Raw genomic sequence first — 14,468 nt, forward strand, 5'->3', positions numbered from 1 at the left:
CCAACAATTTACGCGTTTCGAGGGGTAAAGGTTGTCTGATGATTGTTAATAAAAGCTTTTAGCATTCATTATTTTTGTTAATCTTTCCAGGATAACTTCTTATTTACCCGTCTGCTATATCCCCATTAAAATCCTGTAAAAACAGTAAATTGTCCGATATTTGTTACCCTATTTCAACTTTTTATGAAAGTTTGCATTGCAGAAAAACCAAGTGTGGCCAGAGATATAGCAGAAGTAATCGGTGCGAAGCAACGCAGGGATGGCTACTACGAAGGCAATGGCTACCAGGTAACCTGGACTTTCGGCCATTTTTGTACACTGAAGGAACCACACGATTATTACGAACAATGGAAGTTCTGGCGGTTGGAAGACCTCCCCATGATCCCTCCCAGCTTTGGCATCAAACTCATCGAGAATGAGGGCGTACAGAAACAGTTCAAGGTCATAGAAGGACTGGTACAACAATGTGACGAAGTGATCAACTGCGGGGATGCCGGGCAGGAAGGAGAGCTCATACAACGATGGGTACTGCTCAAAGCCAAATGTAGCGCTCCTGTAAAAAGACTGTGGATATCTTCCCTCACGGAAGAGGCTATACGTAATGGATTTCAGCAACTGAAGGAGGCTGACCAGTACAACAATCTATATGCTGCCGGCAGCGCCCGCGCCATCGGCGACTGGCTCCTGGGCATGAACGCCACCCGCCTGTTCACCAAAAAATTTGGTATGGGCAAAGCAGTATTGTCTATTGGCAGGGTACAAACCCCCACCCTGGCCATGATAGTGGCCAGACAGAAAGAAATCAATGCCTTTGTGTCGGAAGATTACTGGGAGTTAAAAACCCTGTATCGTGATGTGGAGTTCACAGCTGCCATAGACCGCCTGGGCAGTGTGGAAAAAGCACAGAAAGGGCTGGACTATCTGCAGCAGCATCTGTTTGAAGTCACCTCCTTTGAGAAAAAAGATGGGAAAGAAGGGAATCCCCGCCTCTTTGACCTCACCTCTCTGCAGGTGGCCGCCAATAAGAAGTACGCCTACTCCGCCGATGATACGCTGAAGTATGTGCAGAACCTCTACGAGAAAAAACTGGTCACCTACCCCCGTGTAGATACCACCTACCTCACGGAAGACCTGCATCCCAAAGTGACCGGCATCCTGCAGGACATGACACCATATGCAGCCCTCACCGCCCCGGTATTGGCCAATCCCATCCCTAAACTGAAAACCGTTTTTGACGATAAGAAAGTAACGGATCACCATGCTATCATCCCCACCGGTGTACATCCCGGTGGCCTTGGACTGGATGAAAAAAGAATATATGATCTCATTGCACGCCGCTTCATCGCTGCGTTTTATCCGGAATGTAAGATCTCCAATACCACCGTACTGGGAAAAGTAGGCCAGGTACCTTTTAAAGTAACGGGTAAACAGATCATCGAGCCGGGCTGGAAGGAAGTATATGCCAATGATACCAGCATCAAAAAAGAAGGCGAAGAAGAAGAAAAATTCATTCCTGATTTTGTGGTAGGTGAAAGCGGACCACATACGCCCCGCATACATCAGGGCAAAACCACTCCGCCCAAAGCGTTTACAGAAGCCAGTCTGCTCAGGGCCATGGAAACAGCCGGCAAACAGGTGGATGACGAAGAAATGCGCGAGCTACTGAAAGACAATGGTATCGGCCGGCCTTCTACCCGCGCCAATATCATAGAAACCCTGTTCCGCCGCAAATACATCGACAAAAGGAAAAAAAATATCTTTGCCACACAAACCGGCATCGACCTGATTGATACCATACAAACAGAACTGCTCAAAAGCGCAGAACTTACCGGCCAGTGGGAACGGAAACTCCGGCTTATTGAAAAAGGCGAATACACCATGGACACTTTCAAGGAAGAGCTGATCACCATGGTAGTAGACCTCACCAAAGAGGTAAAGACCGCCAGCTACAAAACCATCACCATCGCGCCGGATGCACCACCACCGCCACCGGAAAAACCTAAAAAGGAACGGAAACCCAAAGCAGAAAAGAAACCGGTGGACCTGGCCACCATGCAGTGCCCCAAGTGTAAAGAGCACGCCTTATTAAAAGGCAACAGCGCCTACGGATGCAGCAACTTCAAAGTATGCGGGTTTAAACTGCCTTTTGAAGTGAATGGCAAAAAACTGACTGACAAACAGATACAAGATCTCGTGACCAAGGGAAAAGCCGGCAAATTAAAGCTGACAGACAACTTTGAGATCAGCTAAGTGATTTTATAAAACAAACAGGCTTTTATCATATTCCGGGCAGGCTCCTTCACGCGTGGTCACAAATCCGCTAACGGCAATGGCCAGATCGAGTGCTTCATTTACCGGCCTGCCACTCAGCAAGCGTGACAGAAAGCCCGCCAGGAAAGCATCGCCACTGCCCACCGTATCCTTTACCGTCACCTGCCTGGCAGGACGGTCGTAGAAGGTGTCTTTGTTGACATACAAAGCACCTTTACTTCCGCGGGTGATGATCAGTTGTTGTACCCCATACTGCTGCATCACCGCCTGTGCTCCCTCCAATGGAGTAGCAGCGGATGTTCCGTCAGCTTCCAGCACCAGCCTCAGTTCTTCTTCATTCATCTTCACCAGGTCTACCTGATGCAACAATTCCCGGATGGTGGCCATAGAACTGTGTGGCGGACGGATATTAATGTCCATTACTTTGAAGGCAGCGCTGCGGAGCAGCCTGCGCAGCGTGTATTCAGACACCTGGCTGCGGATGGCCAGGCTACCGAATACAAAAGCCGCGGCACGGCTCACCAGTGTTTCATATGCCGGTTGCCAGGCAATAAAATCCCAGGCTACCGGTTGCAGGATATCGTAATGCATTTCGTTGTCGGCGCCTGCCGTGGCTAGTACCGCACCGGTAGGATACTGGCGGTTGCGTTGTATGCCATCCGTTGGCAGCTGCCATTGATGCAGTATATCCAGCAGTTCATCCCCCGCTTTATCTGCACCGATACTGCTGATGATATGGCTATCCATTCCCAGCCTGGACAGGTGATAAGCAACATTCAGCGGCGCTCCGCCGGGTTTGCGGGTACCATCGGTAAATCTGTCCCAGAGCATTTCTCCGAAACATACGGTAACAGGCTTCATGCTATGTAGTTTTTACAGATAAGTGGCATATAAGGGAAGATACTATCTTTCTTCAAGATAATTAGCCGCGTAATTGTTTCTCCAGTTTTGTGACCGCAGCTCTCATGTTAATTCCCTTTCCCAGTACGGGTTTAAAGATATCTCCTTCCTCCCGCAGGCGCGCTGCAGCATTGTGAATGTTAAAATCCTTCATCTTCATTCCTTTTTTCACTTCTTCCCAATGCAGCGGCATCGATACGGTGGCACCGGGTTTGGGACGAAGAGAATAAGGAGCGGCTACGGTGGCTTTGGGCCTGTTTTGCAGAAAGTCGATGTACATTTTTCGTTTACGCCTGGTAGTGGCCCTTTCAATACTGGTAATATCCGGTATTCGGGCATGCACCATGGTGGCAATCACGCGCGCGAATTCCCGGGACTGTTCATACGTATAAAGGGCACCTAGTGGAATATAAATATGCAGACCGGCAGAACCGGAGGTTTTGCAATAGCCGGGAATACCGGCTGCATGCAGGATATCGTGGGTAACACGGGCTGCTTCAATCACCTGGTCAAAGGTGGTCTGGTCAGGATCGAGATCAATAATACACCAGTCGGGATGGTCTGGCTGCTGACGGCGGCTGCTCCAGGGATTGATTTCGATACAGCCCAGCGAAGCCATATACAGGAGTGTGGCCTCGTCATCACCCACCAGGTATTCTTTTTCCCGGTTATCATCATCACTACGGTAAGGAAAAGTAGATGCCCAGGAAGGAGCTTTGCCGGAAACATCTTTCTGGTAGAAGCTGGCGCCATGTATCCCGTTGGGAAAGCGGTTGAGCGATTGTGGCCTGTCTTTCAGATAAGGTACCATGTAGGGTGCTATCGCATAATAATAGTTGATCATATCCCTTTTAGTGATATGGTCTTCCGGCCAGTATATTTTGCTGAGATTGGTAAACTTCAGCGCATGTCCTTTGATGGTACGGACCTGTGTTTCCTCTCCGGGGTTGAGCAGGATGCCTGTCTCTTTGCCATTGGATGCCTTTACAGGTTTTTCGGCTACTACCTGTGCAGGAGATTTATCGTCACGCATCCCTTCAAAGGAAGGATGCCGCATCACCCCATCGGGCGTCATTTCGCGGAAGCTCACTTCGCAGATCAGCTGTGGCTTTAACCATACCGCTGCAGCTTTAGGTGGATGAGGGCGGAAAGGAGAAGTTTTGTTGACATCCGGCTCTGCAGCAAAAGGCGTTTTTTTTATCTCCAGTGGTTTAAAACGTTGCAGCAGTTCCCGTTGCTGTGTAATAGAAAACCCTGTCCCTATTTTGCCGGTATATTGTAGTTTACCTTTTTCGTATACCCCTACCAGTAAGGAGCTGAAAGGTTTGGAAGAACCTTCATTTTTCGTATAGCCACCGATCACTACTTCCTGGCGGGAGCCGGTTTTTATTTTTAGCCATTCTCTGGAGCGGGTACCGGGATAGTAGCTGCTATCTGTTTTTTTGGCGATGATACCTTCCAGATTTAATTTCTGTGCCTGTTTAAAAAAATCGGTGCCTTCAGTAATGAATCCTTCGCTGAAGCGGAGGGTACTGTCATCGACCGGCATCAGCTGTTCCAATAATTTTTTCCGTTGCAGTAATGGAAGCATGGTGGTGTTTTTACCATTGAGCCACAACAGGTCGAAGAGATAATATACGAGGAGGCCGTCTGCTTCGTTGCGCCAGTTTTGCAGAGCGCTGAAGATGGGCATTCCTTCTTCGTTGATGACAACGATTTCACCGTCTACTACTGCGTTTACTTTCCACTGTTGTAATGCCAGGTATACCGGAAAATATTTTTCGTTGAAAGATGCATTGTTGCGTGACCGCAGTTCTACTTCGCCTTTATTGAGAAAGGCGAGTGCACGGTAGCCGTCCCATTTAATTTCGTATAGCCATCCGGGTTGGTCGGTGGCCGCAGAGGCCAGGGTGGCCAGCATGGGAGTGGTGTTTTTAGGCAGCGGCATTGCCTGTGTAGCAGAGGTATGCGGGGCGCGCATGTATAGCTGTTTTTTAGGCCTTTCTTCTGTTGTAAATCAAAGCACCGGTAGCCACTATTGCTATGACGCCGGCCAGTACTACCCAGCGGAAAGGAGGAGGGGATGGTACATATTCCACACCGTTGACGCCTGCTACAGCGGATTCTTTGGAATATCTTCCAAAATGGGGTTTGGCTATTGATTTAAAATGATCTGCCAGCCATTGCAGGCGGTGTTGCATGGCTTTGCCATGGAGTGGGCGGCCATGTCCGGTGGCTACGGTGTACGGTTGCAGTGCGGCGAGTTTTTTCACGCTGGTTTCTGCAGCCACCCAATCAGGGGTAAAGTAGCGGGGAGGACCGGATATATGCCTTGATTGAGCTAGCGTACAGGTGAGTGCTTCGGCCCTGGTAGTGGCAAAGGCGTCGCCGGCCAGCAGCAGCCCGTCTGATTCCCGGTACAAGCTGATATGACCGGGCGTATGGCCGGGCGTTTCGATATAACGCCAGCCTTCCAGACCGGGGACTGATTTATCTTCCGGCAGCAATAGCAGATGACCATTGAGATCGATGGGGTCCTGTGGAAAAATCCATGACATCATGCTGATGATGCCTCCGCCGGCGTAGGGGTCTGGTGGCGGGTAAGCAGACCTTCCGGTGAGATAGGGAGCTTCCAGGTAATGTGCATACACGGGCACCTCCCACTCTCTCAGCAATTTAGGCAAAGCTCCTACATGGTCGAAATGCCCATGTGTTAAAACGATGGCCGCCGGGGCAAAATGCGGGGCAAACAGCTCCTTCGACAGCTTTTTAATTTTGCGGGCCGAAGTGCGCAGCCCGGCATCTACCAATACCCAGGACCGGGTACGGACATTCTGTATCAGATACATATTCACAAAAACATCCCTGATGCCCCATACGCCCGGTGCTACCTGAAACCATCCCTTGCTTTTCAGTCCTTGCAATGTCTTCACTTTTTCCATAGTATACACTTTTGGAAATCCTTACCACAATTCCCGTTCCTGCCTGAGGCATGAGGCTGTCTTGAAAAACGGTCAGGTACAAAGTGGAAACTGTTGGGTCAGCAATGGCGATCATGTGAAGACCAGGTCCCGGATGTTTGTTCAGCAATACGACTATGTGAAAACGCTGCTCAGCCGGCAGTGTTCTGTCTGGCTGGCCGTACGGTTGTTACGCCGTTTTTGCCGGCTATTATCGCTTCCTGGGCCATCTGATAAAAGAGGGAGGTTTCCAGTACTCCCGGAATGGCCTTCAACTGTGGATTTATTTCTGCAACCGGGGGAAATACGGTAAACCAGATATCTATCAGGAGGTTACCGTTTTCAGTGATAACGGCACCATCTTTTTTATTGCTGATCCGGAGTTGCGGGCGTGCAGCAGGATACAGTCGTTGCAGTTCCCTTTGTACCAGTGGCAGTGCAGCAGGTATCAGCTCTATCACTACCGGGACCGTTACCAGCAAACGTTCCACATACTTGGAGCCGTCACCGATCAGTATAAAACGTTGTGCCATGGCAGCCAGCAGCTTCTCCTGGGTGTGAATGCCGCCTCCGCTCTTGAGTGCGTTCAGTGCTTTGTCAAACTGATCACAGCCATCGAAGTAGATGTCCAGGGTGGAGAGCAACGCAGTATCAGTAACCCTGAAACCCTGTTCCAGCAATAACTGCCGGGTGTTAAAAGAAGACGTCACTACCGTAACGCTCTGCTTCAAGGCAGGCATCTCCCCCATCAAACGTACCAGGTGAGCAATCGTGCTTCCTGCACCCAATCCCACGGTATCACCTTCATGGATATATTTCAGCGCTTCCTTCGCTGCCTCCAGTTTAAAATCAATCGTTTCCATACAAACAGTTATACGATAAAAGTAAAACCAAAATCCTTCATTACCACAGGATAAGTATTAAAAATCATCTCCGTAAACAAACTCCCGTCTGTCCCCGACTGACAGCCTATAGCAGTTGAAAAAAAGTACTTTTTTAATTCCCGATTTTTTTCTTTCTTGCACATGCAATCGTTTGCATAAATATTCCCTATCTTCCGGACTACTGAAGACATGGTGCACTCATCCATGCACCAACCGGCAGTTTCCGGAGCGATCAAACATCATCTTCTAAAACATTCCACATGAAAAAGCTACTACCACTTGTTCTGCTCTACCTGCTGCCAGCGTTACTATCAGCCGGCCAGACAACTGTTAACTCCTTGTCTGCCCTGCAATCAGCCATCGACAACGCTCAACCCGGCGCTGTCATCATCCTGGCCAACGGCGTATACAACGCCACCACCGACATTACCATCAAACGGCAGGGCACTGCTGCCAAACCCATCACCATCACCACACAATCCACTGGCAGTGCAGAAATCAGCGGCAACGGCGGCTTCAACATCGTTAGCCCCGCTCAATACATTATCATCCGGGGATTTAAGTTCACCCATAAAGCCAGCAAAGCCAAAACAGCCAGTGGCACCAGCTTCTGCCGGTTTACCCGCAATATTTTCGAAACACCAGGCGACGGTGAAAACCTTACCATCGCCGGCAGCGACCATCAGATTGATTACAACACCTTTCAACATAAAAATGCGATGGGCCGGTTCCTCGCCATCCGCGGCTCCGGCAGCCAGATAGCAGAAAGACTGTGGATACACCACAACTATTTCCTCGATCAGCAGCATCAGGCAGGCAATGGCATTGAAACACTGCAGTTCGGGCTGAGCGGCTTCAGCCTCTCTTCCAGCAACAGTATCGTGGAATACAATCTTTTTGAGCAATGTAACGGAGAAAATGAAATGATCTCTGTAAAAGCATCTGCAGTAGTGCTGCGCTACAATACCATCCGTGACTGCCCCGCACAGTTCACCCTGCGGCATGGCAATCGTTGCCAGGTATATGGCAACTACTTCGTGAACACACCCGGCATCCGCATCTTCGGCGACGATCATGTTATCCACAGCAACTATTTTGAAAACTGCGATCCGGCCATCACCATCGGCAACGGTGATGGTGAAGTAGCCGACGGCGCACCGCTGACCTGCCACGACCGGCCCGACCGCACCATGATCGTATTCAACACCCTCGTCAACAACGTTAGTAATATCACCCAACCCGGACGCACCAACGGATTAGGCGCCACCGCTACCACTGTTGCCGCCAATATTGTTCAGGGAGGTGGTAACGCTGCTCAGATTGCAGGCCCCTACCCCAACCCTGTCTGGAAAAACAATATGCTGAATAACGCCAGCGCCGGCGCCATTCCTTCCAGCGGCTATGTGACCACCAATCCAATGCTCTCCCGCAATAGCAGTGGCACCTACCATATTCAGGCAGGAAGCCCTGCTATCGGTATGGTCACTACATCTTATCCGGGTGTGCAGACAGACATGGACGGACAGCCCCGTAGCACTCCGCTGGATGCTGGTGCAGACCAGGTGTCAACTGCTCCTGTAAAGACTGTCATTCTCAGTCCTGCTATGGTAGGGCATAGTGCACCATGAGTATAAACACATAAAAAGGAAAGGCCGGAATGATGAATCATTCCGGCCTTTCCCTTTTATGCATCTACAAACGTTTGACAGCCTCCATACAGGCCCTGGCATTGTGATAGGGGCATTTCCACAAACCGGCTTTATCTTCCTGCATGATGGAATCATCTTCATGAACACCCCAAAACCATTCACCATGGGCACGATCACGGAGTCTGTTTTCTATGAATCGCCAGGAGTCACAGGCACGTTGCAGATAATTACCGGCAGGCTGCAGCTGCCAGGCATTCAGGAATCCTACTATCGCTTCCGCCTGCGGCCACCAGTGTTTTTCGGGCACCGTATTCCGTTTTGTTGGCTCATATTCATGCCACAAACCACCATCGCGGTCCAGTCCTTCCTGTGTAGCCAGTGTCATTTTCAGTGCCATCGCCCTGCAGGTGGCTATCAGCTCCTGGTCCTGTATAATAGTGGCAGCTTCCAGCAGCAGCCAGCTGGCTTCTATATCATGACCATACGAAACCAGGTTACCTTTTACCTGCCATTGTTCTGTGAAAAAGAGATGCAGATGACCACTTCTTTTATCGATGATCTTATCACAGAACAAACGGAGCAGATCATGAATGTTCTTTTTCAGCGTGCTTTCTGGCCAGATGGTGTATAGGTTAGCATATGCTTCCAACACATGCAGATGAGTATTCATCGTCTTTTTTTCATTTGCATCTTTATCGCTGAGACGCTGGTCTGCCAGCGGTTTCCATTCACGGGTAAATGCTTCAAAGTAGCCTCCGTACTGCGGATCATAGCTATGTTGCTGCAAACTGTTATACAACTTTACGGCGATACTTCTTGCCTGTTCTTCTTTTGTGACCTTATAATATTCACTATAAGCATAGATGGCAAAAGCGATGGCATACACCTGTTTTTTTGTTTCCAGCGGTTGCCCTTTATGATCCACGGTCCAATAAACGCCACCATGGACCGTATCCAGGAAATGATCCCTGAAATAGTCCTGTGCGCGGCGTGCCATGGTCAGGAAAGGAAGCTCACGAGTAAGGTTATACGCTGCAGAGAAAGTCCAGAGGATGCGGGCATTGAGCACGGCACCTTTAGGAGCGAATATGTCGGGCGTGTTGCTGTTGTCCAGCCTGCCGTAGAAACCGCCATGCTGTTCATCTTTGGTATACTTCATCCAATAGTGAAGGATATGGAATAACTCACTATGAAGCGCCTGTTTTAATTCCTGTTGCATATCAGTTGATTTGTTTTTTGCGGGCCGCCAGTTCGAGGGTAATAGCGGCTATACGGTTTTCGGATAATGGATACAAAACAATAAAAAGAATGGAGAGCAGCGAACCTGCTGCCGGCAGGAAACTCAGCATCAGCACAATACCCTGGCGGGTGGCATGTTCCTGTATGCTGTTGGCCCGGAAACCAAAACAAGCCAGCAGCCAGCCGGTGAGCGCGCCGCCGATGGTCCAGCCGAATTTCTGTGCCATGGAAGAAGAAGAGAAAATAAGGCCTGTAGCACGACGGCTGTTTTTCCATTCGGAATAATCTGCAATGTCTGCATACATAGACCACAACAACGGGAAGATAATACCTGCACATATGCTGATGATAAACTGAAACAGATATATCAGTACCAGCTGTTCCTTATCCAGCCAGTAAAACAGCATACTGAACAACGAAGCCAGGACCATGGCATACAGATAAGTATTCTTTTTGCCGATACGGTTGCCCACCGGAGCAGCGAGAACTACCCCCAGCATATTGGCGCCCTGGCCTACCAGCAGGTATAACATGGAATAGGTGACTTTGGTGCCTACCAGCAGAAAAACGGTATCCTTTTGTATGTAATATTTAAAGTAATACAAGGTGGCTCCATCACGGATGGAATTAAAGAGGAGCGCCGCTACGCCTGCCCCCAGGAGTATCCACCAGGGCCTGTTTACCCAGAGGTCTTTCAGGTCATCTTTCAGTGAGGTACTTTGTTCCTCTATAGGCTGCACTCTCTCCCTCACCCAGGCAAAACAAAGTAAAAACAGCAGCACACAAATCAGGGCAATCACGGCTACCCCCATCTGCCAGCCTCTTTGCAGGTTGGCTGGCTGCAGGCTTCCTCCGCTGAAAGCGGATACCAGCGGTTCTATAAGGGTCACCGCCAGCAGGCTCCCCCCAAATGCAAACGACATACGGAAAGAAGCCAGCGTATTTCTTTCCTTACCATCTACAGACATCACACCCAGTAAGGATGCATAAGGTACGTTGATGAGAGAATAGATCATCATCATGGCTGAGTAGGTAATATAGGCGTATATCAGTTTGCCGGAAACGCCATAACCAGGTGTTGTAAAAGTGAGCACACCGATGATACCGAAAGGGACTGCCATATAGAGCATATAAGGCCGGAATTTCCCCCAGCGGGACTGCGTTCTGTCGGCCATGGCACCCACTACCGGATCAAAAAAAGTGTCCCATATACGTGTAATCAGCAACATGGTACCGGCAGCGGCGGCCGTAATACCCATCACATCTGTGTAGAAAAAAAGGAGGTACATGCCAAATAGCTTCCAGAACATAGAAGATGCCATGTCTCCAAAACCGTAACCGATTTTTTCCCTGAGTGTTATGTAATTATTCATACGTGGAATTAGCCCGGCAGTTGGCAGCCAGCAATACTATCCACACAATGTACAGATTATTTTTTATCCTTCCTCTTCTGTTGTCTTCAACTCATACCGCATCGCATGATGCATGGTACGGATAGGTTGTCCGATATGGGAAGACCATTCGTTGGTAAAGGCAGCCCCGAAATAAAAAATGATAGAAGAATAAAACATAAAGAGCAGTAACAGCACCGTAGAGGCGGAAGCGCCATAGAGCGTATTGATACTGCTGTAGGTAAGCATTACTTTCAGTACAATTTTGCCGATGGTGAAAAGGATACCAGTCACCAGTGCGTCTACCAGTCCCGGTTTGAGCCGTGGCCGGCCATCAGGGATAAAGTAAAACACCAGATAAAACCAGATGGTCACCCAAACTACCGACATCACATAATTGAGCGTGCTGTTATAATATGCATCCAGGGCCGGCAGATAAGCGCTGATATATCTTCCCAGAAAAGCCTTGGCTGCTTCTGCCACTACATCTATCAAAAACAATATTCCCGCAAAAACAATCACCAGCACACCCCGTAACCGCGATAACATGATCTGTCTGAAATCTGCCTTCTGTACCGGTCTTATCCTCCATAGTTCATTGATAGAGCCTTTGATGATTTTAAACAGTGTGGTGGCCACAAACAACAGAAACAGAAATCCGGCGATACCGATCACCCAGTTTTGTGCGATGCTCCGGAAGGCTCGCAGCGTTTGTACAATGGCGTCGGCTGTTTCCACACCAAACATCGATTCCAGCTGCATCGAAAGTCTTCTTCCCGGATGGTTCATCCGGAAGATCAGGCGCAGCAACTGTATCAAAATAACGAGGATAGCCGGAAGAGCGAAGGTGGTAAAAAAAGCGGTGGCTCCTGCCAGGCGTAAGGGGTCGTTGGCCTGTAAAGACTTATAGGCGTCTTTAAAGGATAGCAGGAAGAGCTGCCAGTACGGCAACTTTTGTTTTGTTATAGAATGACTCATGTTTGAATATTCTCCGCGTAATACTTAATTTCACCAGACTGCAAATATAAAACATAAAATATCAGCATAGCTGACCAACGGAAGCTGAAACACCGGCAACAATATGAATGCGACTGTTCAAATACCAACTGCGGAGTTGAGGGAAGCAATCGATTACTACTGGTATCACGAAACAGACCAGCTGCAGCAGACTTCCTACAATATTCCATTCCTGCATCAGGAGCTGGTTTTCAGCTTCGGGGATGCTTTTACGGTAACCAATCAGCATCAGAAAATGTTTGGCTACGATCCTGCAGGAAGTATATCCGGTATTTTCTCGGGGCCTGTTATTACACGAGTAAGCGGGCGGTACAAGGCGATAGGCATTATCTTCAAACCTTTCGGACTGTACCGGCTGTTTGGCTTTTCTGCTGCACAGTTCAGGGATGGTCTGATACAAACAGATCAGCTGTGGGATAACAAAACCACTGATCTTGTACATCAGCTGCAACAACAACCCTCTCCTGCACAAAAGCTGCAGACACTGGAACGTTTCCTGCTGGCCCATGCGCGCCCGCATCAGGTGCCTTCCATCATTACCGACAACAGCCTGCATGCCTCGCTGGGAAAAGGACATATCCGGTCTTTACAATCTGCGCAGCAGGTATCTGCCAAAAAATATATACAACAGTTTCATCATGCTGTGGGCAGCACTCCCAAAAGATATGCACAGCTACATCTTATCAACGCATCGCTGGCACTAATTGCACAGCAGCCCGATCTGCCACTTACAGCGGTGGCGTATGAACATGGGTTTTATGATCAGGCGCATTTTATACGCGTATTCAAATCTTTTGCGGGCATTACACCACTGCAGTACAAAAAGGCTGTGCAGGCAGGAAACGTGTCCGCTACTTTTCCGAATACTATTCTTCATCATCCATAAAGAGACCTCTCCCGCCCCAATAGGCTAACGATTCATCAGACATACCACATGCCTGCATGATCTCTGTTAAATTTTGCGGACACATACTCCAATCTACTGCATAGGCAAAAAATTGATCACTCACCGGAATTTTACCGAACAACCGCTGGGTAGTAAGATGCCAGGCGGCTTTATACATCATAGCATTCGCTTCTTCAAACATGTGCTTCTTCATGGCCTCTTCCTGGAAAGCAGTTAATAATCTTTCAAAACTACTATATGAAACAGGAATATCGATTTTATCGGACCAAAGCAGTACGTCTTGCATCAAGCACGCTTTCTCATCCTGCATTTTTTGTTGTCCTGTTGCGGTAAGTGCCTGCACATAAGGCTTGTAGGAATCTGCTATCCTATAGCCTATTTCCACAAAGGCCAATGGCTCCCGGATGTCCGCTTCCTGTAATCCGGCCACTACAGCTTCTGCCATCAACAGGGATATCTCATCAGCGACATCCTGCATGGTCCTGCCTTCCGGCCATCTTACATAACTGTAAAAACCGGCACCTTCATCTTGCGCCACCTTTTCATCAATATCCTTTATCGACTCCAGCACACCCGATTTGCTATACTGATAACGACGTTTGAATGTATGTTCTCCGATACCCGGACTAACAGCCAGACAATTAGCACTCGTAACACGTCCCTCTTCATGCTGATAATATTCTACCAGCAGAAAATCATACTGTGCCTTTTCCAGCTCCCTGGCGATCTCTATGGGATCCGGCTGAAGCAGGTCTGCAGCAAACCCACCATTGATGTGTAAAGACTGATAACAGATTTCCTTTCCTTCCGCCAGTTGTTTTCTTTGAATATATACCGGCAACCTGTTATTCATATTGAACTCTACATATATTGCCTGTTCAGGTGTAAAGGAAAAATAACCCTCCCAGGAAACCTTATTATACTTGTGTTCATAAAATACGTAACAAGGATTGCCGTCCTTATCAAGTCCGTATTGATATTCCGCCCCATCTACAGGTTCACTGAACACAGGGCTGTCCGGTTTTATCTGTTTTCCATCATATTTCCGGAGATCATAACAACGGTCTTTGCTATACACAAACGTTTCCGCAGCGGCCTTTCCCGCTGCTATTTTTTCCATCTCAGCACAGGCGGCTATCCAGCGCTGCCATATGTCTGCTTTTAATTGCGTAAGTTGCATAGGAAATTTTTCTGAACACAAAATCGGAAAATTTTGTACAATTTTTCTTCCCTGCATTCTTTCACCTTTG

At 48.6% G+C, this 14,468-nt stretch carries 11 protein-coding genes; 3 read left to right on the forward strand and 8 right to left on the reverse strand.

Annotation, left to right across the window (positions count from 1 at the left end; translation table 11 throughout):
- The first annotated feature begins 183 nt into the window (after window positions 1–183).
- A complete protein-coding gene (locus tag KD145_RS12085) occupies window positions 184–2,250 on the forward strand; it encodes a type IA DNA topoisomerase (protein WP_212006135.1) in 2,067 nt (688 codons plus the stop codon).
- A gap of 6 nt (window positions 2,251–2,256) precedes the next feature.
- Here the strand turns inward: KD145_RS12085 and KD145_RS12090 are convergent, their stop codons facing one another.
- The 4 genes from KD145_RS12090 to rpiA form a co-directional block, all read right to left on the reverse strand.
- On the reverse strand, window positions 2,257–3,132 hold the full coding sequence (locus KD145_RS12090; protein ID WP_212006136.1) for a carbohydrate kinase: 876 nt from the start codon (window positions 3,130–3,132) through the stop codon (window positions 2,257–2,259).
- Between the two features lie 61 nt (window positions 3,133–3,193).
- Entirely contained in the window at window positions 3,194–5,152 is a 1,959-nt protein-coding gene (gene ligD / locus KD145_RS12095) for a DNA ligase D (protein WP_249219804.1), read from the reverse strand.
- Between the two features lie 13 nt (window positions 5,153–5,165).
- On the reverse strand, window positions 5,166–6,113 hold the full coding sequence (locus tag KD145_RS12100) for an MBL fold metallo-hydrolase (protein WP_212006137.1): 948 nt from the start codon (window positions 6,111–6,113) through the stop codon (window positions 5,166–5,168).
- A 170-nt stretch (window positions 6,114–6,283) separates the two neighbouring features.
- Entirely contained in the window at window positions 6,284–6,994 is a 711-nt protein-coding gene (gene rpiA / locus KD145_RS12105) for a ribose 5-phosphate isomerase A (RefSeq protein ID WP_212006138.1), read from the reverse strand.
- 281 nt (window positions 6,995–7,275) lie between these two features.
- On the opposite strand from rpiA, the gene KD145_RS12110 reads away from it, so the two are divergent.
- Complete coding sequence (locus KD145_RS12110; RefSeq protein WP_212006139.1) at window positions 7,276–8,643, forward strand: polysaccharide lyase 6 family protein; 1,368 nt, start codon at window positions 7,276–7,278, stop codon at window positions 8,641–8,643.
- 64 nt (window positions 8,644–8,707) lie between these two features.
- Here KD145_RS12110 and KD145_RS12115 read toward each other — a convergent pair whose 3' ends face one another.
- The 3 genes from KD145_RS12115 to KD145_RS12125 form a co-directional block, all read right to left on the reverse strand.
- Complete coding sequence (locus KD145_RS12115; RefSeq protein ID WP_212006140.1) at window positions 8,708–9,883, reverse strand: AGE family epimerase/isomerase; 1,176 nt, start codon at window positions 9,881–9,883, stop codon at window positions 8,708–8,710.
- Between the two features lies 1 nt (window position 9,884).
- Window positions 9,885–11,276, reverse strand: a complete 1,392-nt coding sequence (locus KD145_RS12120) for an MFS transporter (protein ID WP_212006141.1) — start codon at window positions 11,274–11,276, stop codon at window positions 9,885–9,887.
- Between the two features lie 63 nt (window positions 11,277–11,339).
- Window positions 11,340–12,272, reverse strand: coding sequence for a YihY/virulence factor BrkB family protein (locus tag KD145_RS12125; RefSeq protein WP_212006142.1), 933 nt, complete (start codon window positions 12,270–12,272; stop codon window positions 11,340–11,342).
- Between the two features lie 103 nt (window positions 12,273–12,375).
- Between KD145_RS12125 and KD145_RS12130 the strand changes: the two genes are divergently transcribed.
- Complete coding sequence (locus KD145_RS12130) at window positions 12,376–13,197, forward strand: helix-turn-helix domain-containing protein (protein WP_212006143.1); 822 nt, start codon at window positions 12,376–12,378, stop codon at window positions 13,195–13,197.
- Here the strand turns inward: KD145_RS12130 and KD145_RS12135 are convergent.
- Window positions 13,178–14,398, reverse strand: a complete 1,221-nt coding sequence (locus KD145_RS12135) for a hypothetical protein (RefSeq protein ID WP_212006144.1) — start codon at window positions 14,396–14,398, stop codon at window positions 13,178–13,180. The two genes, KD145_RS12130 and KD145_RS12135, sit on opposite strands and share 20 nt — an antisense overlap.
- Window positions 14,399–14,468 lie beyond the last annotated feature (70 nt).

Source organism: Chitinophaga sp. HK235 (genome assembly GCF_018255755.1).
Lineage (GTDB): Bacteria > Bacteroidota > Bacteroidia > Chitinophagales > Chitinophagaceae > Chitinophaga.

What these genes read in the sequence shown, in the direction of transcription:
- KD145_RS12085 (WP_212006135.1), top strand. Translation starts at nt 184, where the DNA reads ATGAAAGTTTGCATTGCAGAAAAACCAAGTGTGGCCAGAGATATAGCA.
- KD145_RS12090 (WP_212006136.1), bottom strand. Translation starts at nt 3,132, where the DNA reads ATGAAGCCTGTTACCGTATGTTTCGGAGAAATGCTCTGGGACAGATTT.
- ligD (WP_249219804.1), bottom strand. Translation starts at nt 5,152, where the DNA reads ATGCGCGCCCCGCATACCTCTGCTACACAGGCAATGCCGCTGCCTAAA.
- KD145_RS12100 (WP_212006137.1), bottom strand. Translation starts at nt 6,113, where the DNA reads ATGGAAAAAGTGAAGACATTGCAAGGACTGAAAAGCAAGGGATGGTTT.
- rpiA (WP_212006138.1), bottom strand. Translation starts at nt 6,994, where the DNA reads ATGGAAACGATTGATTTTAAACTGGAGGCAGCGAAGGAAGCGCTGAAA.
- KD145_RS12110 (WP_212006139.1), top strand. Translation starts at nt 7,276, where the DNA reads ATGAAAAAGCTACTACCACTTGTTCTGCTCTACCTGCTGCCAGCGTTA.
- KD145_RS12115 (WP_212006140.1), bottom strand. Translation starts at nt 9,883, where the DNA reads ATGCAACAGGAATTAAAACAGGCGCTTCATAGTGAGTTATTCCATATC.
- KD145_RS12120 (WP_212006141.1), bottom strand. Translation starts at nt 11,276, where the DNA reads ATGAATAATTACATAACACTCAGGGAAAAAATCGGTTACGGTTTTGGA.
- KD145_RS12125 (WP_212006142.1), bottom strand. Translation starts at nt 12,272, where the DNA reads ATGAGTCATTCTATAACAAAACAAAAGTTGCCGTACTGGCAGCTCTTC.
- KD145_RS12130 (WP_212006143.1), top strand. Translation starts at nt 12,376, where the DNA reads ATGAATGCGACTGTTCAAATACCAACTGCGGAGTTGAGGGAAGCAATC.
- KD145_RS12135 (WP_212006144.1), bottom strand. Translation starts at nt 14,398, where the DNA reads ATGCAACTTACGCAATTAAAAGCAGACATATGGCAGCGCTGGATAGCC.